The following is a 20,574-nucleotide window of genomic DNA, read 5'->3' as shown; positions in this document are numbered from 1 at the left end:
CAGCTCAGTCCTCGATCAGCTCGATCGAGTCCACGACATTCGGGTAGAACGCGACGTGGTCCTTGATCGCCGCGACCGCGTCGTACGGCTTCTCGTACGTCCAGATCGCGTTTTCCGCCTGCACGTCACCGACGTTCAGGCTGTAGTAGCTGCTGTCGCCCTTGTACGGGCAGTACGTCTCGTGGTCGGTCCGCTCCAGCACGCCGAAGTCGACGTCCGCCCGCGGAATGTACTGCGCCGCCGGGTAGTTCGACTCCTGCAGGGTCAGCGCGTTGCGGCTGTCGGCCACCACGCGCCCGCCCGCCTTGACCACCACGCGGGCCTTGGTCGGCTCGACGGTGATCGGGTGGTCCGGGCCCGGGACCAGCACCTTCTTCTCCGGCATGTCAGCTCCTCGAAAAAGTCGTGTAGTGGGAGCAGCACCCGGGACCCGGCCGTTATTCCGGGTCAGGGCAGGTAGTACATCGGGTTCGGCAGCTTCACCGGACGCAGCCCGTAGCCACCCTCGAGGTCGCTGAACTGGTCACCGACGTTCAGCACGATCTTCGCGCCGGTCGCCTCGATGTGCGCCCGCGTGCCCGACTTGTACTGGACGGTGGTGCAGGTCAGCCCGCACGGCAGGTAGTCCGGCGCGGTCACCTTCGGCTTGAAGAACGCGCCGGCCGGGGCCGGGAAACCCTCGTTGGCGAGGTTCTTCAGCGACTGCGGGCCCTGCAGCTCGTTGCGGCCGGTCAGGAAGTACACCTTCACACCGTGCTGCGCGGCCCAGTTGGTCAGCTCCAGCACCGGCTTGTTCGCGACGAAAGTGCCGTTGTCGATGGCCTGCTGCTGCTTGACCGGGTCGAAGCCGAAGTCGTTGTCGGCTTCCCAGCCGTAGGTGACCTCGGAGGTGTCGTCGACGTCCAGCACGATCGCCGGGTTCTTGACCTTGCCGAGCTGCTGCTGCAGGTAGCGCTTCGCGTCGGCGACGACGTTCTTGGTGTCCTTCACGAACTTGCTCGTGTCGGAGTAGTGGTGCTTGCCCGCGGCGTCGAGGTAGTCGCCGTAGTACGCCTTGACGTCGTTCTTGACCTGGCCGATGTTGGCCGGTTCCTTCGAGCGGGCGGCGGTGGCTTCGTCCGAGCCGGCCAGCGCGGTGGCCCCCGAGGCGACGGTGGCGCCGATGGCCGCGGCGGCGGCGAGCTTGACGAGACCTGACCATTTTCCGGACACGGCGACCCTCCAGTGAAGACTTGACGACGGAGGGAACCTACGTCACGTTCACCCGGAGTTCCACCCTCCGTTGGTTCCTGTTCACCTAGACCCGTTCGGCCCGGCACAAGAACGCCACCGGCGCGCGGCCGATCCGCGTCAGAACCACCGAAACTTCCGCCTCGCCGCGTGGTTTCAGCCTGCGGCGCAACGCGTCCGGGTCGACGTCGAGGCCGCGGATCAGGATTTCCAGCCGTCCGACGGCGTGTCGCTTGAGGACGGCCTTCAACGCCTTCTCGGTGTACGGCCCGTACTCCAGGACGCGGAAGGCCCGCACGCCCGGCGGCGGGGTGTCACCGGTCAGGTACGCGATGCGTTCGTCCAGCTGCCACAACCCGTGCCGCGCCGCGTAGTGCCGGACCAGCCCGGCGCGGACGACGGCGCCGTCCGGGTCGACGATCCACTCCCCCGGCTCCCGTGTGGGCAGTTCGTCCGGTTCGGCGTCGGTGACCGTCCACTGTGTCCCGTCCGAGCGCAGCACGGTGGCCCGCCGGGTGACGCCGGTGCCGAGGCCGCGCCAGAGGCAGGATTCGCGGACCTGGCCGTCGAGGGACACCAGCTCGACCTCGTCGGCCCACGGCGTGATCGCGAAGTCGAGCCCGGGCGCGCACTTCACGGACAGCGCGCGCCCCGGGTAGGCGTCGACCAGCCCGTCCAGCGGCGGGGCGAAGTCCGCGGGTTTCCAGGCCCGGCGTCCGGCGGAGTCGCGGCGAGCGGGGTCGGCGACGACGACGCCCGAGCGGCTCACCGGGTGCAGCGCGTCGGCGCGGGCGAGTCCGAACGCGACACCCGCGGTGGTTCCGTTGTGCCGGGCCATCTCCAGTCGCACCGGGTCCAGATCGGACCCGAGCGCGCGCCGCGCCACCCGGGCGATCTCGACCAGATCGGCGCCCACGGAACACGTGACGTCGTGGACGTCGAGGCCCGCCAGCCGCGAAGCGCGATGCCGGGCGACGGGGGACGCGCTCGCCTGCTGGAGCGCGTCCGAGGTGAACAGCCAGCCCGCCGAATCCACTTTGGACACGGCCTTCCGGCGCAGCAGCACGGTTTCCAGCACCGCGGCCGCGTACTCCTCGCCGGCGATCCGGCGCACGCGGGCGACGTCGGCGATCCGGTCGGTCAGCGGCAGGGCCGAGACCTCGGCGAGCGCCGCCTCACCCGCGCCGGAGCGCAGGTGGGCGACGTCGCCGAGGGTGAAGGAATAGCCCACTCAGGACGGCCGCTTGGTCCCGGTGATCATCACGTTGTAGAACAGCTCGCGCGGCAGCACCCTCGCCAGCAGCTTCTTGTCCACAGCGGACAGCCGCAGCCACAGCTTGTAGGCGAACAGCCGCCACCGGACGGTCAGCTTCTCCTGCGGCACCGCGGCCTCGAACGTCCGGATCGGCCAGCCCGCGAGCGCCGCGGCGAACTCCTCGGTGACCGCGTGGACGTCCTGGGCGCCGGCCCCGCGGGCCCACGACTCCAGCTCCGACGGGTCGAAGGTGTGGATGTCGACGACGGCTTCCAGCGCGGCGGCGCGCGACGACTCGTCGAGCTCCTCCTGCGGACGGCGCCAGCCGCTCAGCGCGGGCAGCTTCGTCACCCGGGTCGTCAGGAACCAGGTGAACTGGCCGAGCTTGCGGGCGTAGAAGTCGCCGATCTTCGTCGGCTCGCCGGCGAAGACGAACCGGCCGCCCGGCTTGAGCACGCGCAGCACCTCGCGGAACGCCGCCTGGACGTCCGGGATGTGGTGCAGCACGGCGTGCCCGACGACGAGGTCGAACGTGTTGTCCTCGTACGGGATGCGCTCGGCGTCGGCGACCCGGCCGTCGACGTCGAGGCCGAGCTTCTCGGCGTTGCGCAGCGCGACCTGCACCATGCCGGGCGAGAGGTCGGTGACCGAGCCCTTCTTGGCGACGCCGCCCTGCATGAGGTTCAGCAGGAAGAACCCGGTGCCGCTGCCCAGCTCCATCGCGTGCTGGTACGGCTGGCCGTCATCGCCCGCGACGGCGTTGAACACGTCGGTGGCGTAGGAGATGCAGCGCTCGTCGTACGAGATCGACCACTTCTCGTCGTAGGTGCCGGCTTCCCAGTCGTGGTACAGCACGTTCGCCAGCTTGGGGTCGGCCCAGGCGGCCTTGACCTCTTCGGCGGTGGCGTGCGGGTTCGGCGCCGGGTCGTTCACGTCGGTCAAGGCGTCATTTCCCTTCGAAAGTGGCCTTGCCGGGCCCGTTTTCGATGAACGACTTCATGCCGTTCTGCTGGTCTTCGGTCGCCCAGAGGGCGGCGAACAGGTGCGACTCGAGCTTGAGCCCGTTCGCCAGGTCCGTGTCGAGACCGCCGTCGATGGCCGCCTTCGCCGCGCGCAGCGCGACGGCGGGGCCGTTCGCGAACTGGGACGCCCACTTGTGCGCGGCCGCGTAGACGTCGTCGGGCGCGACGACCTCGTCGACGATCCCGAGGCGCAGTGCTTCTTCGGCCTTGACGAACCGTCCCGTGTAGACGATGTCCTTGGTCTTGCTCGGGCCGATCAGCCGGGCCAGGCGCTGGGTGCCGCCCGCGCCGGGGATGACGCCGAGCTGGATCTCGGGCTGGCCGACCTTGACGTTGTCGCCGGCGACCCGGCGGTCCGCGGTCAGCGCCAGCTCGAGGCCGCCGCCGAGGGCGTAGCCGGTGATGGCCGCGACGACCGGCTTCGGGATCTCCGCGATCGCGGCGAGGGTGCCGGTGAGGCGGGCGCCGAACTTGGCGATCTCCGGGTAGGTGCGGGTGGCCATCTCCTTGATGTCCGCGCCGCCGGCGAAGGTCTTCTCGCCGCCGTAGAGGATCACCGCGCGGACGTCGTCGCGCTCGGAGACCTCCTTCGCCAGCTCCGCGAGCTCGGCGGTGACCTGGGCGTTCAGGGCGTTGACCGGCGGCCGGTCGAGCCGGATCGTGCCGACCCCGTCCTTGACCTCGAGGGTTACGAACTCTCCCACGCCACTCCTCCTCATTGACGGACTGCCAGCAGGCTACCGGCCGGTAAGCGCCAGCTTAGCGACGGCGGGCGAAGAAGCGATCGCCGGAACGCTCGAGCACGAGGTCCTGGTCGAACGTCTTCGACAGGTTTTCGCTGGTGATGACGTCGTCGACCAGCCCGGAGACGACGGCGTGGCCGTCACGGAGAAGCAGTGCGTGGGTGAACCCGGGCGGGATCTCCTCGACGTGGTGGGTGACCAGCACGAGCGCCGGCGCGTCCGGGTCGAGGGCCAGCGCCGAGAGCCGCGCCACGAGGTCTTCGCGGCCGCCCAAATCCAACCCGGCCGCCGGCTCGTCGAGCAGCAGCATCTCCGGGTCGGTCATCAGCGAGCGGGCGATCAGCGCGCGCTTGCGCTCCCCTTCGGACAGCGTGCCGAAGGTGCGCTCGGCGAGGTTGCCGATGCCCATCGCGTCGAGCAGCTCGGTCGCGCGGGCGGTGTCGAGGGTGTCGTATTCCTCACGCCAGCGGCCGAGCACCGCGTACCCGGCGCTGACCACGACGTCCTTGACGAGCTCGTCGCCCGGCACGCGCTGGGCGATCGCCGCCGAGGTGAAGCCGATGCGCGGGCGCAGGTCGAAGATGTTGACCCGGCCGATCCGCTCGCCGAGCAGGTCGACCTCGCCCGTGGTCGGGTGCAGCTCGGCCGCGGCGAGGCGCAGCAGGGTGGTCTTGCCCGCGCCGTTCGGGCCGAGCACCACCCAGCGTTCGTCCAGTTCGACGCTCCAGTCGAGACCGGCGAGGAGGTCGTTGGTCCCCCGGCGGACGCCGACACCGGCCATCCGGACCACGAGGTCGTCAAGTTCGCTGGGCTGGATCGGCTCGCTCACGAACCCCATTCTGTCTGCCGTCGCGCGCGCGTGCGCACCCGCCCGGGTGAGACGGCGATCCGGCTGGTCGGAGCGTGTCCACGACGTGGAACGGCGCACGCCGGAAGTGCCGTGCGCCACTCGGTTGTGGCAGGATCACCGGCATGTCAGCCGACGTGCACGCCACCCCGGTCACCCGGGGCTCGTTCTGGCGCCGTCGTGCGATCGACCTGCTCCTCGTCGCTTCGGCCGGGTGTACGCGGGCGCGGCTCCGCTGATCCCACGCGTCCTCGTGACGGGTGCGGTGCCGCGCTGGTCCCGTGTCCCCATCACTTCGCGTCCGAGGAGCACCCGCGTTGACCACTTCGATCATCCGTCCCGCCGTCGAGATCCACCCGCAGCTGACCGATCCGCTGCTGCCCGAGCTGCTGCACCCGTCGCGGCTGCTGTGGACCCCGCGTGAGCTGGCGGACCTGACCGCCACCGTCACCACCGAGCTGACCGCGAGCGTCAAGGACATCCTGCGGTTCGACGAGGACCGCCGCTGGTGGGCCCGGCTGGCGCTGACCGACGGCGTCGAGCTGTGGCTGCTGTCGTGGCTGCCCGGCCAGCAGACCAAGCCGCACGACCACGGCGGCGCGTCCGGCTCGTTCACCGTCCTGCAGGGCGAGCTGGGCGAGGAGTACCGCTACCCCGGCGGCCCGGTCCGGCGGCGCACGCACGTCGCCGGCGAGGGCATCGGCTTCGGCGCCGGCCGCGCCCACCAGGTCACCGGGATCGGCGACGCGCCCGCGGCGAGCGTCCACGCGTACTCGCCGCCGCTGGTGCCGACGCGGGAGTACGCGACGCTCGCCGACGTCCCGGCCGAAATCCCGCCGCTGCCGGTTATCGTCCAAGGATGAGCGCGATCGATTCGTTCCTGGAGCAGGCCCGGTCCGGACTGGACCGGGTCGGCCCCGCCCGGGCCCGCGAGCTGCAGGAGGCGGGTGCGCTGCTCGTCGACATCCGGCCTCATCGGAACCGCGAGGCCGAGGGCGAGATCCCGGGCTCGGTGGTCGTCGAGCGGATCCACCTGGAGTGGCGGCTGGCCCCGGACAGCGACTGGCGGCTGCCCGGCGTGACGGCCGATTCGACCGTCGTCGTGCTGTGCAACGAGGGCTACTCGTCGAGCCTGGCGGCGGCGGACCTGCAACGGCTGGGGCTGCCGAACGCGACCGACCTCGAAGGTGGCTTCCGCGCCTGGGCCACCGCCGGCCTGCCCGTGCAGACCGGCGGCAGCCCGGCGGTGCCTTAGGCCAGCGCCGGGGCGACCTGCTTCGCGAACAGGTCGATGCCGGAGCGGTCGTACGCGGCTTCCGGGAAGTTGAAGATCGCGTACGACATGCCCAGCTCGCCCATCGCGGCGAGCTTCTCGGTGACCTGCTCCGGGGTGCCGGTGGTCGGGCTGTTCTCGAAGTTGCCCGCCCAGCGCGCGACGGCGTCGGCCTCGATGTACTTGCCGAGGTGGGACTTCAGCCAGGCCAGCTTGTCCTGGACGTCCTTTTCGGTCTCGCCGAGGACGATGTTGTGGTTGGCCGAGCGCACGATCGCGTCGAAGTCGGTGCCGACGTCCTTGCAGTGCTGCGCGAGGATCTCCGACTTGCGGGTGAACGTCTCCGGGTCGGCGGCGAAGTTCGTGTACTTCGCGTACTTCGCCGCGATCTTCAGCGTCTTCTTCTCACCGCCACCGGCGATCCACAGCGGGATGCCGCCTTCCTGCGGCGGCAGCGGGCGCAGGATCGCGCCGTCGGTCTGGTAGTGCTTGCCGTCCAGTGTGGACGTCCCGGTGGTCCAGAGGTCGCGCATGATCTGCACGCCCTCGTCGAGCTGGCCGAGGCGGTCGCCCGCACCGGGGAAGCCGTAGCCGTAGGCCCGCCACTCGTGCTCGTACCAGCCGGCGCCGATCCCCATCTCGACGCGGCCGCCGGAGATGATGTCGGCGGTGGCGGCCACCTTCGCGAGGTAGGCCGGGTTCCGGTACCCCATGCAGGTGCACATCTGCCCGAGCCGCACGGTGTCCGTCGCGGCGGCGAACGCCGACATCAGCGACCAGGCCTCGTGCGTGGCCTCCTCGGTCGGGACGGGCACGGTGTGGAAGTGGTCGTAGACCCAGATCGATTCGAAGGGCCCGGCCTCCGCGTGCTTCGCGAGGCCGAGCATGGTCTTCCAGTGGTCCGCGGGATCGATGCCGGCCAGGTCCAGCCGCCACCCCTGCGGGACGAACATTCCGAAGCGCATGCCCCCAACTTAACGCGGGCGACGCGGTGGCGCGGTGTGATTTCCGGGGGTCGCGGGGTGGAGTAACTCCAGGTCAGTCCGGTTTTCCGGAGCGGCTCCAGCTCAGGCCAGCACGACGCGTGCCAGTTCGGCCGGGGCCGCCAGCAGGCCGTGCTTCGGGAGCACCCGCACCGTGTAGCCGATCGACCCCGGGCGCGGCAGCTTCAGCCGCGCCGCGAACGCGCCGATGCCGTCCGCCGTCATCGGGACCGTGACCGCGTCGCGCAGCTCGTCGTCGTCGCCGACCTGCCCGACCACCGCCTGGATGTCCACTTCGGACGGATCCAGCCCGGCCAGGTCGATGCGGGCCCGGATGGTCACCTCCGTGCCGACGACCAGCGGCTCGGTCGCCTCCACCTGCAGCTCCGAGTCGAAGATCCGCAGCCGCGGCCACGACACCTCGAGCTTGGTGCGGTAGTCCGCCAGCGACAGCGCGCCGCGGTAGCCGTCACCCGTGGCCGCCGCGACCATCCTCGACGCGGGCAGGTACCCGTTGTCGACGTACTCTCGGACCATCCGGGACGCCTGGACCCGCGGGCCGAGCGTCTCCAGCGTGTGCCACACCATCGACAGCCAGCCGGTGGGCACGCCGTCGGTGGACCGGTCGTAGAACAGGGGCGAGATCTGCTGGCCGAGCAGCTCGTACAGCGCCGCGGCCTCGAGGTCGTCGCGGCGCAGGGGGTCGGTGACGCCGTCCGCGGTCGGGATGGCCCAGCCGTTGCTGCCGTCGTAGCACTCGTCCCACCAGCCGTCGCGGATGGACAGGTTGAGGCCGCCGTTGAGCGCCGACTTCATGCCCGACGTGCCGCACGCCTCCAGCGGCCGCACCGGGTTGTTCAGCCAGACGTCGCAGCCGCGGTAGAGGTACCGGGCCATCGACATGTCGTAGTCCGGCAGGAAGACGATCCGGTGCCGCACGTCCGCGCCGTCGACGAACCGGACGATCTGCTGGATCAGCTGCTTGCCGTTCTCGTCGGCCGGGTGCGACTTCCCGGCGACGACGACCTGGATGGGACGGTCCCCGTCGAGCAGCAGCGTGCGCAGCCGCTCGGGGTCGCGCAGCATCAGCGTCAGCCGCTTGTACGTCGGGACGCGGCGGGCGAACCCGACGGTCAGCACGTCCGGGTCGAACACGGAGTCCACCCAGCCCAGCTCCAGCGGCGACGCGCCGCGCTGCAGCCACGCCGCGCGCACCCGGCGCCGCACCTCGGACACGAGCTTTTCGCGCAGCTCGCGCCGCAGCCCCCACAGCTGGGCGTCCGAGACGCCGTCGCGCAGCGGGCCGTCGCCGACGTCGAGACCCCATTCGCGCCCGAGCAGCGTGCTCAGCTCGCGGGCCACCCACGTCGGGCCGTGGACGCCGTTGGTCACCGACGAGATCGGCACCTCGTCGTGGTCGAACCCGGGCCACAGCCGCGAGAACATCTTGCGGGTGACGCGCCCGTGCAGCTGCGAGACGCCGTTCGCGCGCTGCGCCAGCCGCAGGCCCATGTGCGCCATGTTGAACAGGCCGGGGTTGTCCTCGGCGCCGAGCGCGAGCACGCGCCGCGGGTCGATGTCCGGCACCAGGCGCCCGTCGTTGAAGTACCGCTGCACCAGGTCCACCGGGAACCGGTCGATCCCGGCGCTGACCGGGGTGTGCGTGGTGAACAGCGTCCCGGCCCGGACCGCGGGCATGGCCTCGTCGAACGCGAGGCCGTCGGCCTGCACGATCTCGCGGGCACGTTCGAGGCCGAGGAACCCCGCGTGTCCCTCGTTCGTGTGAAAGACCATCGGTTGCGGGTGGCCGGTGATCTCGCAGTACTTGCGGACCGCGCGGAACCCGCCGATGCCGGCCAGGATCTCCTGCCGCAGCCGGTGGTCGGCGTCGCCGCCGTAGAGCCGGTCGGTGACGCCGCGCAGGTCGTCGTCGTTGGCCTCGGTGTCGGTGTCGAGCAGCAGCAGCGGCACCCGCCCGACGCGGGCCTGCCAGATCTGCGCGCACAGCTCGCGCCCGCCCGGCATCGCGACGCCGATGAGCACCGGGCGCCCGCCGACGGTCAGCAGCTCCAGGGGGAACGCGTTCGGGTCGATCACCGGGTAGTGCTCGACCTGCCAGCCGTCGAGCGAAAGCGACTGCCGGAAGTAGCCGTTGCGGTAGAGCAGCCCGACGCCGACCATCGGCACGCCCAGGTCGGACGCGGCCTTGAGGTGGTCGCCGGCCAGCACGCCGAGGCCGCCGGAGTAGTTCGGCAGCGCTTCGGTGACGCCGAACTCCATGGAGAAGTAGGCGACCGCAGGCGGCAGCTCCGCGTCTTCACGCTGCTGGTACCAGCGCGGCTCGGACAGGTAGTTCTCCAGGTCGGCGGCTGCATCCCGGGCGCGGGCGAGGAAGTCGTCGTCGACGGCGAGCTCGTCCAGCCGCGACGGCGGCAGCGCGGTGAGCATCCGCAGCGGGTCGCGCACGGCGTTGAACAGCTCGGCGTCCATCGAGGCGAACAGGTCACGCGTCGGCGGGTGCCACGTCCAGCGCAGGTTGGTGGCCAGCGCGCCCAGGCCGGACAGCGACTCCGGGAGACTGGCGCGGACGGTGAACCGGCGGACTGCACGCATGGGAAGCGACGATATCGGGCCGCGGCCCGGCCTGCGCAGGGAGTAGTTCGGGGATAACGTGCACGCTCCGCGTATGCCCTGGGTATGGTCCTGCCCAGTCGGTTACGGGCGGTTCGGGAGTGGAGCAAGTGACGATGATCCGAGGGGGAGGACGGCGCGCGCTGGTCGCGTTGCTCGCGGTCGCGGCGGTGGCCGTGAGCGGGTGCAACGACAAGAGCGCGTCGGGCAGCGGACCGGTGCCGGACACCGGCGCCGGGTCGGTCGCCGGGCTGCCGGTGACGCACTTCGAGAGCGGCCTGAAGCCGGACGCGCCGACGCCGGGCGTCGAGGTCAAGAACGCCGACGGCGGCGAGGACGACAAGCTCGCCACCGCCGCGATCGACGACGTCCAGACGTACTGGGCCGAGATGCTGCCGGCCAACTTCGGCGAGCAGTTCGAGCCGGTGAAGTCGCTGCTGTCCTACGACTCGCAGACCGACACCGAGAAGACCGGCTGCGGCAGCGTGAAGAAGCTCGTCAACGCGTTCTACTGCTCGGTCGACGACTCGGTGGCGTGGGACCGCGGCGTGCTGCTGCCGATGCTGCGCCAGCGGTTCGGGCCGATGTCGGTGGTCGTCGTGCTGGCGCACGAGTTCGGCCACGCCGTCCAGTTCCGGCTCGGCGACAAGGCCGGGATCTCCAAGAGCACCCCGACCGTCGTGAAGGAGCAGCAGGCCGACTGCTTCGCGGGCGGCTACTTCCGCTGGGTCGCCGAGGACAAGAGCAAGTTCTACCGGGTGTCGACGTCCGAAGGCCTGAACCAGGTGATGGCGGCGATGTTCCTGATCCGCGACCAGGCGGGCACCAGCGGCGCGGACCGCGGCGCGCACGGCACGGCGTTCGACCGCACCTTCGCGTTCCAGACCGGGTTCGAGAAGGGCCCGAAGGAGTGCGCGGCGATGAACGACCAGAACGTCAAGGCGCGGCTGACCGAGCGCCCGTTCGACAAGGGCGACACCGGCAAGGGCGACGCGAAGTTCAACGACCAGGCCGTCGACCTGCTGAAGAAGAGCCTCGACGAGGCGTTCAAGGGCGCCGGGGTGGCCGCGCCGGAGATCGCCGACGGCGGCAGCTGCCAGACGACGCCGCCGGCGTCGTACTGCCCGGGCGACAACACGGTGAGCATCGACCTGGCGAAGCTGTCCGACCTGGCGCAGCCGATCGACCGCCAGGCCGAGATGCAGGGCGAGGACCCGGGCGGCATGGGTGACTTCGCGGCGTTCTCGGAGGTCGCTTCGCGGTACGCGCTGGGCATCCAGAAGGGCGTCGGCGCGTCGATCGACAACGCGAACGCGGGGCTGCGGACGGCGTGCCTGGTGGGCGCGTGGGCGGCGTTCACGAACCGGCCGGGCGACCTGCGGCTGTCGGCGGGTGACCTCGACGAGGCGATCGCGGACCTGCTGCTGCCGGACAGCCTGGTGTCGGCGGACGTCAACGGGAAGCGCCCGGACAGCGGTTTCGACCGCGTCGAGTCGCTGCGCCGGGGATACCTCGAAGGCTCGTCGGTCTGCTCGAAGCAGTACGCCTAAGTCACCTGAACGCCGTGAAGGCCTCCTTACCGGCTCCTATGGCCGGTAAGGAGGCCTTCACGGCTTTTGGGCTCAGAAGAGGGCGGACGCCAGGTCGCGGCGGGCCTTCATGACGCGGTCGTCGGCCGGGTCGAAGAGGTCGAACAGCGCCACCAGGTGCTCGCGGACCTTGTTCCGGTCGTCGCCCGCGGTGCGCCGGATCGCGTCGATCAGGCGCTTGAAGCCCGCCTCCACGTTGTTCTCCGCGATCTCCAGGTCGGCCGCGTCCAGCTGGGCCGACAGGTCGGCCGGGTCGGCGTCGGCCTTCGCGCGCGCATCCGGATCGGCGCTCTCCGCGCGAGCGGTGAACTTGACCTGGGCCAGGGCGTTCTTGGCCAGCTCGTTCGCCGGTTCGACGTCGAGGATGCGCTCGTACGCGGCCTGCGCCCCGGCGAAGTCGCCCCGCTCGAAGGCCTCCTCCGCCTCGGTGAAGCGCGGGTCCTCGGGCTCCTCGACCGGGCCGGCGCCGTTGGCCTCGGCCTCGCGGATCGCCGGCAGCTTGTCGCGCAGGGCGTCGAGCAGGGAGTTGATCCACTTGCGGATCTCGGGCTCGGGCAGCGCGCCGGAGAAGGCGTCGACCGGCTGGCCGCCGCCGATGGCGACGATCGTCGGGATCGACTGCGCGCCGAACAGCTGCGCGATGCGCGGGTTCGCGTCGACGTCGACCTTCGCCACGACCCAGGCGCCGCCGGACTCGCCGGCCATCCGCTCCAGCACCGGGGACAGCTGCTTGCACGGGCCGCACCACTCGGCCCACAGGTCGACGATCACCAGCTGGTGCAGGGACCGCTCCACGACCTCGGCCTGGAAGGTGGCCTCGGTGACATCGATCACGGCACCGGACGACGGGGCGGGCGGGGGTGCGTCACCCGCCGGGCCGGGGCCGCTCGCCGGCGGGGCCGGCTGCCTCTGCGCCGTTTCGGCGCGGGCCTTGAGCGCGGACAGGTCCACCGCGCCGGAAAGGGCGGCGGACAGGGCCGCTGACTTCGCTGCAGATCCGCGTGGTTGTGTCACGCTTCCATCCTGGCACGCGCGCCGGAGCGTTTCACCGGGTGCCCGGCCCGTCCGCTTGGCAGGACGGCGCCGCTGGGGCAGGCTCGGCCGGGTGCACATCCGGCGTGACGTGAAGGTGGGCCTGTCGATCGCGGCCGCCGTCGCCTGGATCGGCGCGGTGACGCTGCTCATCGTGCACCAGCCGGACCCGGGCGCCGCTTCGCCCGGCGAGCTGCGCGACCGCCTCGCCGCGGCTTTCTCGGGGCACGACGCCGACGCCCTCGCCGGCCTGCTCGACTACCCGGGATCCGGCGGGGACGACTTCGCGAAGGACTACGTCACGGTGCTGGCGGACCACGGCGTCCACGACGTCCACGTGGACCTGGGCCCGGACGCGGCGGCCCCGGCCCGCGCGACGGTCACGGGCGCGCTCGGCGACGGCAAGGTGTTCAGCTACCCGCTGACGGTGACGACCGAAGACGGCCGCTGGACGATCGCCTTCACCCCGCCCCTCCCCTGACCCGAGCACCTGACCCGAGCGCCCCAATGTGGCCTTCGGTGCGCTCAACGCACCCAAGGCGGCCTTCGGTGCGTTGAGCGCAACCAAGGCCACATTGGGGCGCTTGAGTCCGGTCAGGAGTCGCGGAGGTGGGCTTCGATGCGGTCCACCTTGGTCTCGAGCTGGTCGGTGAAGCCCGGGCGGATGTCCGCCTTCAGGACCAAGCCGACGCGCGCCGAGCCCTCCCCCGCGGCTTCGACCGCGCGCTTCACGACGTCCATGACTTCGTCCCACTCGCCCTCGATGTTGGTGAACATCGCGTTGGTCGAGTTGGGCAGGCCGGACTCGCGGACCACCTTGACGGCGCGGGCGACGGCCTCGCTCACCCCGCCGTCGGGCTCCCCGCCGGACGGGCTCACGCTGAACGCGACGATCATGTCGGAAGTCCCTTCTTCGGTGTTCTTTCCGCCGGTCGTGGGACACGCGCTGGTACCCGCTGGTAACTTCGCGTGTCATGAACCGTCCGCTGCCGTTCGACCCGATCGCCCGCGCGGCACAGCTCTGGGAGGCCCGGATCGGGCCCTCCGGCACCATGGCCGCGGTCACCGGCGTGATGCGGGTCCAGCAGATCATCCAGTCCGCGGTGGACGGCGCGCTCAAGCCGCACGGCCTGACCTTCGCCCGGTACGAAGCGCTGGTGCTGCTCACCTTCGCCCGCAGCGCCAGCCTGCCGATGCGGGTGATGGGCGAGCGGCTCCAGCTGCACCCCACCAGTGTCACCAACATAGTCGACCGGCTGGAGCGCGACGGGCTCGTGAAGCGGGTCCCGCACCCGACGGACCGCCGCACGACGCTCGTCGAGATCACCGACGAAGGCCGGAAGCGCCGCGAGAGCGCGACCGTCGCGGTCACCGAGATCGACTTCGGGCTCAGCGGGCTGACCGACCGGCAGACCGAGCAGCTGACCGAGCTCCTGACGAAGGTGCGCCGCGCCACCGGCGACTTCACCGAATAGCAACTGCGCCTTATAAAAGAAAGGCCCGCACCGAAGTGCGGGCCTTTCTCACATACCGGGATCAAGCGGCGACGGGCTCCGCGACCTGGAACAGGCCGACACCGCCGTGGGACAGCCGCTGCGGGCCGTCGAGCTTGCCGTTGCGCAGCGCCCACTTCTCGAACAGCCACGTGAACAGCGGCGGAATGCTCGAGAGCAGGGCGAGGACCAGCGTCTTCGGGCGCCAGCCGAGCGGCTTCGCCACGGACAGGGAGACGACCACGTAGAGGACGAAGATCACGCCGTGCACCATGCCGATGACGGGCACGCCGCCCTCACCGGAGGAGTGCACGACGTACTTGAGGAACATCCCGACAAGCAGCGCCGCCCAGGAAAGGGCTTCGGCAACTGCGGCCACGCGGAACACTAGAGCGGCCTTGCTGGACACTTCTTCCTCCTGTGGGGTCTCACCACTGTGGTCGTGACACGAGCTGTGCTCATGAAAAAACGCCCGACGCACCGTCCAAGGCGGACTGCCTGTGGACGTCAACGGCGCTGTCGGACGTGCTGATACCCAGTGTGAGGCGTGACGGCCCTCACGGGAACACCGGGGCCCGTGACGATGCTCACGGCCGTGGTCCACTGTGGTCTGAACCACGGCCGTGAGCGTCGGTGTCTACTCCGCGCAGGGCGAAACCGGGGCGGACGACGGTGATGTCCCCCACGTCGCCTTCGCGGCGTCGGTGGTCAGGCGGAAGTCGAGCGTCGTGCCACGCTTCAGCTGGTCCACATTGACGTACACGCGATCACTCGGCTTCGAACCGACCTCGAGGCCCGAGACGTACTGCAGCTTCGAGCCGTCCGCGCCGGGCGCCTTGATCGTGATGTCGCGCCCGTTCTCCAGGTGCAGCACGGACTTCGCGAACCGCGGTGAGTTCAGCACGAAATTCCCAGTCCCTGGGACGGCGGGATAGAGACCCAGCGCGCTGAAGACGTACCAGGCCGACATCGTGCCGAGGTCGTCGTTGCCGGTGACGCCGTTGGGCGCGTTGGTGAACAGCGTGTGCGCCGCGCGCACGACCGTCGACGTCTTCGCCGGCTGCCCGGTGAGCGCGTACATCCACGGCGAGTGGAGGTCCGGCTCGTTGTTCGGGTTGTAGCGGAACTGGTCGTAGTAGTCATAAGGGCCCACGACCCAGTTCTCACGGACCGCCGTCGCGGGGTTCTTCACCAGCTCGTCGTAGGCGAAGAAGTCGTCGAGGCGCTTGCCGGTGGCCGCCGGGCCGCCCATCCGCTGCTCCAGGCCGGGGATGTCCTGCTGCACCAGCCACTGGTACTGCCAGGCCGTGCCCTCGTGGAAGCCGTCCTGGCTCTGCGGGCTGTACGGCTTGTCGGCGGGGCTGAACCAGTCGCCGCCGGCGACCTTCGGCCGGAAGAAGCCGTCGAAGCCGCGGTCGGTCTGCGACGAGTCCCACAGCGTCCGGTAGGTCCGGCCCTTCGCCGCCAGCGCCGCCGCGTCGGACTTCTTGCCCAGCGCCGCGGCCATGACCGACAGCGAACAGTCACCGAGCGCGTACTCCAGGGTGGCCGACGCGCCGTGGTTCGGGTCGGTGTCCTGGCCCTTCTTCGGGAAGTTCGGGTCGTACTGCACGAAGCCGTCGGCCTGGTAACTGGCGTTGCCCGAGCGCCCCTGGAACGGCGACGACGCGGGCGGGATCTGCGTCGAGTTCTGCAGGAGCGCCTGGTAAGCGTGCATCTCGTTGCCCGACAGCGCACCGAACCGCCAAAGATCCACCAGGAACGGCGTGACCGGGTCACCGGTCATCGTGTTCGTCTCCTGGCTCGCGTACGCCCACCGCGGCAGCCAGCCACCCTGGTCGTGGATGGCGAGGATGCTCTTGGCGATGTCCTTCGCGCGGTCCGGCTTCAGGAGCGCGAGGAGCTGGTTCTGCGTGCGGTAGGTGTCCCACAGCGAGAAGAAGTCGTAGTAGGTCCAGCCGACCGCGCGGTGGATCTTCTTGTCGAAGCCGTAGTAGCGGCCGTCGGCGTCGTTCGCGGTCAGCGGCTGCAGCAGCGCGTGGTAGAGCGAGGTGTAGAACACCGTGCGGTCGTCGGTCGCGCCGCCCCTGATGTCCACACTGGACAGTTCCTTGCGCCAGGTGCGCTGGACGTCGGCCTTGGCCGCGTCGAACGACCGGACGTGCTCGGCCGCCAGGTTCCCCCGCGCGCCCTGCGCGTCCACCTGGGAGATCGCCGTGGTCGCGGTGACCTGGCTCGAACCACCGAACGTCAGCCACGCGCCGCGCAGGCCCGCGCCACCGCTCGACTCCTTGCTGCCGGGGGTGCCGCCGGTCGGCGACCACGTGCCCGAGGACTTGAAGGGCTTGTCGAACTTCGTCGTGAAATACGTCGTGTAGGACTTGCCGCCGCAGAACGCCTGTGACTCCACGGTTCCTTCGACGGTCCGGTCGTCGACGACGCGGATGCTGCTGCCCGTGACCGGTTCCTTGTCGTTGGCCTGCCCGACGTTGACGAAGACGTTGTTGTCACCGGGTTTGGCGAAGGTGTACCGCTCCACACCCGCACGGGTCGCCGCGGTCGTCTCGACGTCGACGCCGCCGTAGCCGGTCAGGTGGACCTTGTAGTAGCCGGGCTTGCCGACCTCGCCGTCGTGGGTGAACGGCGCGGCGTACTTCGTCTGGTCGAAGGTCGCGGGCTTGGTCGTGTCGAACGCCTTGCCGGGCCCGATCTCACCGGTCGTCGGCAGCGTCGAGACGAGGCCGCCCTGCTCCCAGCAGCCCGCGCCGGAGAGGAAGAAGTGGCCGAAGCCGCGGATCGCGGTGTCGGTGTAGCGGTAGCCGGCGTAGTGCGAGGTGATGGGGCTGACCTGCGTCATCCCGAACGGCGCCGAGGCACCGGGGAAGGTGTTCCCCTCGTCCTGAGTACCGATGAACGTGTTGACGGCGTCGAGCGCGTCCCCGCCGGAGGCCGAAGCGACGGCGGGGCTCACCCCCGTCGCCACCACGGCGAGCGTCAGCGCGCCCGCCAGGATCTTGCTCTTCACTGAGCTTCCTCCGAAGTCCGCGAAAGGCCGCCCGCGCGAGGCGGGCGGCCTTTCAGGGGTGGGTCATCACTAGCCGACAGCGATGGCGAAGACGTGCAGCACGCCGCCACTGACGTTCGACGGCAGCGTCACGCTGGCCACCGTCTTACCGGCGTCGAGCGTGATCGGCGCCGTGCCGAAGATCATCGTGCGGATCTGCTGCGGGTCGCTGCCCGCCGCGTTGCGGTACGGCGTGGACAGCACGATCCGGTTGCCGAACGACGGCTGGGCGCCGCCGCCCCCGAGCGTCCAGTCGGACGTCCCGATCGTGGCCGTCGACTTGCTGCCATCGGTGTAGGTGATGGTCAGCGTGCCCTGCGCGTTGCCGTTCGAGCCGGAGCCGAGCAGCGCGAGCCGGGTACCGGTACCCGTGACGTTCACCGTCTGGCCGTTGGCGACCGCGTTGTCGGGGTCGCCGACCGGGAACGACGGCCAGGTGAACTTGATGCCGTCACTGGTCACCGTGCCGCCCGGGGTGGCGCCGGCCGCGGCCAGCGCGTCGGCCGAGTAGCTCCAGCCGCCGCCGTCGAAGTTGGCCGCCGACGAGTCGGAGTCCGGCGAGATGCCGGCGTTGTCGACCGTCGCGAGCCAGCTGTTCGGCTGCGCGACCAGTACCGTCAGCACGGCTTGCGTCGAAGCCACGCCCGGCGACGAGAACGTCACCGGGATGCGGCGGGCGCCGTCGGCCAGCCCGGCCGGCACCGAAACCGTCAGGTCGGCGTGCGCCTTGCCGCCCGCCGGGACGGCGATGCTGCCCGACGCCGGGGTCAGCGTGACCCCGTCGACGCTGCCCGCGCTGTAGGTCCAGGTCCGGGCGGTACCGGAGAGGTCCTGAACGCCCACCGACGCCTGGGACGTCGACCCCGCGGGCGTCACCGCGCGGGCCGGGTCCACAAAGGACAGGCTCGGCTTCTCCTGCTCGCGGAAGGACGGCGGCGCGTCGGCCGCGGCGCTGCCCCACGAGGTCGCCGTGGCGGACCGCGTGTAGTCGAGCGTGCCACCGCCGGAGATGAGCGCCTCCGGCAGCCACGCCTTCGAAGCCGCGCCACCGTTGACCTTCAGGCTGCCCACGTAGTCACCGGTGCCCGGCGCGTTGATGGTGATCTTCTTGCCCGCGCCGGTGGTGAGCACGGCGTGCTCGAAGCGCGGGGTGACGAGCAGCGTCTCGGCGCGGCCCGGGATCTCCGGGTAGATGCCGAGCGCGGACCAGACGTACCAGGCCGACATCTGGCCGAGGTCGTCGTTGCCGATCAGGCCCTCGGGATTCGGGTTGTACAGCTCGTCCATCGAGCGGTGCACGATCGACTGGGTCTTGGCCGGGGCACCCGCGTACGAATACACGTACGGCGCGTTGGAGTTCGGCTCGTTGCCCATGAAGGCGTACGGCTCCTGCGTGCCCGCGTTCAGGTCGGTGAAGAAGGTGTCCAACCGGGCCTGGGTCGCGGTGTTCCCGCCGAACGCCGTCACGACGCCGCCGAGGTCGTAGGGCACCATCCACTCGTACTGCGCGCCGTTGCCCTCGACCCAGCCCTGCGAGCTGGCGGGGTCGTAGGTGCCGGCGAACGAGCCGTCCGCGTTGCGCGGCTGCAGGTGACCGGTGCCCGGGTTGTAGAGGTTCTGCCAGTTCTGCGCGCGCTTCATGAACGTCGTGTACGTCGCGCTGTCGCCGAGCCGCTTCGCGAACTCGGCGATGGAGAAGTCGGCGCTGGTGTACTCGAGGGTGTCCGCGCCGGCGCCCGGCACGTAACCGAGCTTCTGGTAGTCGTCGAGCCCCGGCCGCTCGGTGTAGCCCTGCGTCGGCTGGGTGGCGCCCTTGATCATGAGCAGCAACGCCTTCTGGGCGTCGAAGTCACGCGCGCCGAACGCGTACGCGCTGGACACGATGATGTGGTACGGGTCGCCGTTCATCACGCCGGTGTAGTCGTTGGCCACCGTCCAGCGGTCCCACGACCCGCCCTGCTCGGCGTAGGCCATCATCGACCGGACGATGTCCGAGGTCTCCTTCGGGTCGATCGTCGCCAGGAGGGGGACCTCCGAGCGGTAGATGTCCCAGCCGGAGAAGTTGGTGTACATCGCGTGGCCTTTGTCGGCCTTGTGGATCCGCCCGTCGAAGCCCGGGTACTGGCCGTCCACGTCGGAGAAGACGTTCGGCTGGATCAGCGAGTGGTACAGCGAAGTGTAGAACGTCGTCATGTCGGCGTCCGAGCCGCCGGAGACGGCGATCTTGCCGAGCTGGTCGTTCCACGCCTTCCGCGCGGACGCGGCCACGGTGTCGAACGACTTCTTGGTGTTCTCGGCCTTGAGGTTGGCCTTCGCGCCGTCGACGGACACAAAGGACAGTCCGACCTGGACGTTCACCTGAGCGCCGTTGAGGTTCGCGAAGGTGACGTACCCGCCGCTGCCCGGGCCGGACACGGTGGTGTCCTGCTGCTTGGCCTTGGCCGGGCGCGCGATGGACGCGTTGACGCCGTTGGGCTGCGCGACCTTCGCCTTCGCCCCACCGGTTTCGGCGGACTTGCCCGGCGTCACGGCGCCGTTCTTCCAGGTGCCGATCGACTCGAACGGCGTGTCGAACTTGGCCGAGAAGTAGACGCGGTAGCTGTTCTGCGCCCCGCAGAAGCGGCCGCTCGTGGCCCAGCCGCTGATGCTGTCCTTGCCGATGGTGATCGACGCGTCGTCGGTGCCGTTGACCGAGCCGGAGGTGTTGACCAGCAACGTCGAGGACGCGCCGGCCGGGTAGGTCAGCCGCGCGGAGCCTGTGCGCTGAGTCGCGCTCAGCTCGACCTTCGCGCCGCTGTCGAGGGTGACGTCGTAGGCGCCGGCCGTCGCGTGTTCGTTGGCGTGCGAGAACTTCGACGTGTAGTGCCCGGGGTCGGTCGCCGGCGAGGTCGACACTTCACCGACATAAGGGATGAACGGGATGTCCTGATAGGTCGAACAGCCCGCGCCCGAAAGGTGCGTCAGGCTGAACCCGGTCAGGGCGTTGTCGTCGTAGAAGTACCCGCCGGGCTGGGACTTCACCGTGTCGGGACTCCACTGCACCATGCCGAACGGCGCCACCGCGCCCGGGAACGTGTTGCCGGCACCGCCCCCGGTGCCGTGGTCGGCGCCGCCGGGACGGGTGCCCACGAAGGGGTTGACCCACTTCGCGAAATCCGTCGCCTGGGCCGCCGCGGCGGGCACAGCGGGAGCCACCGCTGCGGTCACCGCCAATGTCAGGAAAGCCAAACCGGCTCTGAAGCGCGCTCGCGCCATCGCCATCGCCTCTCACCTCATCAGCGCGACCCAGAAACGGTGTCATGACAACCTTGTCGCGCAGTCGGTCGAACCGGGTCACCTTGGGCAGCGGCTCACCAGACAGTCAAGGGTCCCGTCAAGACCTGTCCACTTCGGGACAGCATGATCAGCCGTC

General features: G+C 70.3%; 18 protein-coding genes. 5 read left to right on the top strand and 13 right to left on the bottom strand.

All coding sequences use genetic code 11. The annotated features are described in order from the left end of the window. Positions 1-4: 4 nt before the first annotated feature. The 6 genes from AB0C38_RS22475 to AB0C38_RS22450 form a co-directional block, all read right to left on the bottom strand. On the bottom strand, positions 5-385 hold the full coding sequence (locus tag AB0C38_RS22475) for a DUF427 domain-containing protein (RefSeq protein WP_360676409.1): 381 nt from the start codon (positions 383-385) through the stop codon (positions 5-7). A 62-nt stretch (positions 386-447) separates the two neighbouring features. Next, positions 448-1,212, bottom strand: a complete 765-nt coding sequence (locus AB0C38_RS22470; protein ID WP_360676406.1) for an HAD family acid phosphatase — start codon at positions 1,210-1,212, stop codon at positions 448-450. Between the two features lie 85 nt (positions 1,213-1,297). Continuing rightward, positions 1,298-2,461, bottom strand: coding sequence for a class I SAM-dependent methyltransferase (locus AB0C38_RS22465; RefSeq protein ID WP_360676403.1), 1,164 nt, complete (start codon positions 2,459-2,461; stop codon positions 1,298-1,300). After that, positions 2,462-3,427: a class I SAM-dependent methyltransferase gene (locus AB0C38_RS22460; RefSeq protein WP_360676400.1), complete on the bottom strand. Its 966-nt coding sequence runs from the start codon at positions 3,425-3,427 to the stop codon at positions 2,462-2,464. 4 nt (positions 3,428-3,431) lie between these two features. Then, complete coding sequence (locus AB0C38_RS22455) at positions 3,432-4,211, bottom strand: enoyl-CoA hydratase-related protein (RefSeq protein ID WP_360676397.1); 780 nt, start codon at positions 4,209-4,211, stop codon at positions 3,432-3,434. Positions 4,212-4,266: 55 nt separating this feature from the next. Beyond that, positions 4,267-5,088 carry an ABC transporter ATP-binding protein gene (locus tag AB0C38_RS22450; protein ID WP_360676394.1) on the bottom strand — a complete coding sequence of 274 codons (822 nt, stop codon included), beginning with the start codon at positions 5,086-5,088 and terminating at the stop codon, positions 4,267-4,269. Positions 5,089-5,414: 326 nt separating this feature from the next. Between AB0C38_RS22450 and AB0C38_RS22445 the strand changes: the two genes are divergently transcribed. Beyond that, positions 5,415-5,960, top strand: coding sequence for a cysteine dioxygenase family protein (locus tag AB0C38_RS22445; protein WP_360676391.1), 546 nt, complete (start codon positions 5,415-5,417; stop codon positions 5,958-5,960). After that, positions 5,957-6,352, top strand: coding sequence for a rhodanese-like domain-containing protein (locus AB0C38_RS22440; RefSeq protein ID WP_360676388.1), 396 nt, complete (start codon positions 5,957-5,959; stop codon positions 6,350-6,352). Before AB0C38_RS22445 ends, AB0C38_RS22440 begins: the two co-directional genes overlap by 4 nt. Here AB0C38_RS22440 and AB0C38_RS22435 read toward each other — a convergent pair. After that, on the bottom strand, positions 6,349-7,335 hold the full coding sequence (locus AB0C38_RS22435; RefSeq protein ID WP_360676386.1) for an LLM class F420-dependent oxidoreductase: 987 nt from the start codon (positions 7,333-7,335) through the stop codon (positions 6,349-6,351). The genes AB0C38_RS22440 and AB0C38_RS22435 overlap by 4 nt on opposite strands. Before the next feature lie 102 nt (positions 7,336-7,437). Beyond that, on the bottom strand, positions 7,438-9,966 hold the full coding sequence (gene glgP, locus AB0C38_RS22430; protein WP_360676383.1) for an alpha-glucan family phosphorylase: 2,529 nt from the start codon (positions 9,964-9,966) through the stop codon (positions 7,438-7,440). 134 nt (positions 9,967-10,100) lie between these two features. Here glgP and AB0C38_RS22425 point away from each other — a divergent pair, with 134 nt between their 5' ends. Continuing rightward, on the top strand, positions 10,101-11,534 hold the full coding sequence (locus AB0C38_RS22425) for a neutral zinc metallopeptidase (protein ID WP_360676775.1): 1,434 nt from the start codon (positions 10,101-10,103) through the stop codon (positions 11,532-11,534). 72 nt (positions 11,535-11,606) lie between these two features. On the opposite strand, the gene AB0C38_RS22420 is transcribed toward AB0C38_RS22425, so the two are convergent. Next, the gene (locus AB0C38_RS22420) at positions 11,607-12,587 is read right to left on the bottom strand and encodes a tetratricopeptide repeat protein (protein WP_360676380.1); all 981 of its coding nucleotides are present in this window, start codon (positions 12,585-12,587) and stop codon (positions 11,607-11,609) included. A 91-nt stretch (positions 12,588-12,678) separates the two neighbouring features. Here AB0C38_RS22420 and AB0C38_RS22415 point away from each other — a divergent pair, with 91 nt between their 5' ends. After that, positions 12,679-13,086 carry a hypothetical protein gene (locus AB0C38_RS22415; RefSeq protein WP_360676378.1) on the top strand — a complete coding sequence of 136 codons (408 nt, stop codon included), beginning with the start codon at positions 12,679-12,681 and terminating at the stop codon, positions 13,084-13,086. A gap of 113 nt (positions 13,087-13,199) precedes the next feature. Here AB0C38_RS22415 and AB0C38_RS22410 read toward each other — a convergent pair whose 3' ends face one another. Next, positions 13,200-13,502 carry a thiamine-binding protein gene (locus tag AB0C38_RS22410; RefSeq protein ID WP_360676376.1) on the bottom strand — a complete coding sequence of 101 codons (303 nt, stop codon included), beginning with the start codon at positions 13,500-13,502 and terminating at the stop codon, positions 13,200-13,202. Positions 13,503-13,579: 77 nt separating this feature from the next. Between AB0C38_RS22410 and AB0C38_RS22405 the strand changes: the two genes are divergently transcribed. Then, positions 13,580-14,080, top strand: a complete 501-nt coding sequence (locus AB0C38_RS22405; protein ID WP_360676373.1) for a MarR family transcriptional regulator — start codon at positions 13,580-13,582, stop codon at positions 14,078-14,080. Positions 14,081-14,141: 61 nt separating this feature from the next. Here AB0C38_RS22405 and AB0C38_RS22400 read toward each other — a convergent pair whose 3' ends face one another. The 3 genes from AB0C38_RS22400 to AB0C38_RS22390 form a co-directional block, all read right to left on the bottom strand. Continuing rightward, positions 14,142-14,507 (bottom strand): DUF3817 domain-containing protein, encoded by a 366-nt coding sequence (locus AB0C38_RS22400; protein WP_360676370.1) that lies wholly within the window; start codon positions 14,505-14,507, stop codon positions 14,142-14,144. A gap of 228 nt (positions 14,508-14,735) precedes the next feature. After that, the gene (locus tag AB0C38_RS22395) at positions 14,736-17,123 is read right to left on the bottom strand and encodes a GH92 family glycosyl hydrolase (RefSeq protein ID WP_360676368.1); all 2,388 of its coding nucleotides are present in this window, start codon (positions 17,121-17,123) and stop codon (positions 14,736-14,738) included. 69 nt (positions 17,124-17,192) lie between these two features. Then, positions 17,193-20,417, bottom strand: a complete 3,225-nt coding sequence (locus AB0C38_RS22390; protein WP_360676773.1) for a GH92 family glycosyl hydrolase — start codon at positions 20,415-20,417, stop codon at positions 17,193-17,195. Positions 20,418-20,574 lie beyond the last annotated feature (157 nt).

The sequence above is a fragment of the Amycolatopsis sp. NPDC048633 genome (genome assembly GCF_040650695.1).
Lineage (GTDB): Bacteria > Actinomycetota > Actinomycetes > Mycobacteriales > Pseudonocardiaceae > Amycolatopsis.
This window is presented reverse-complemented; position numbering and strand designations above follow the sequence as displayed.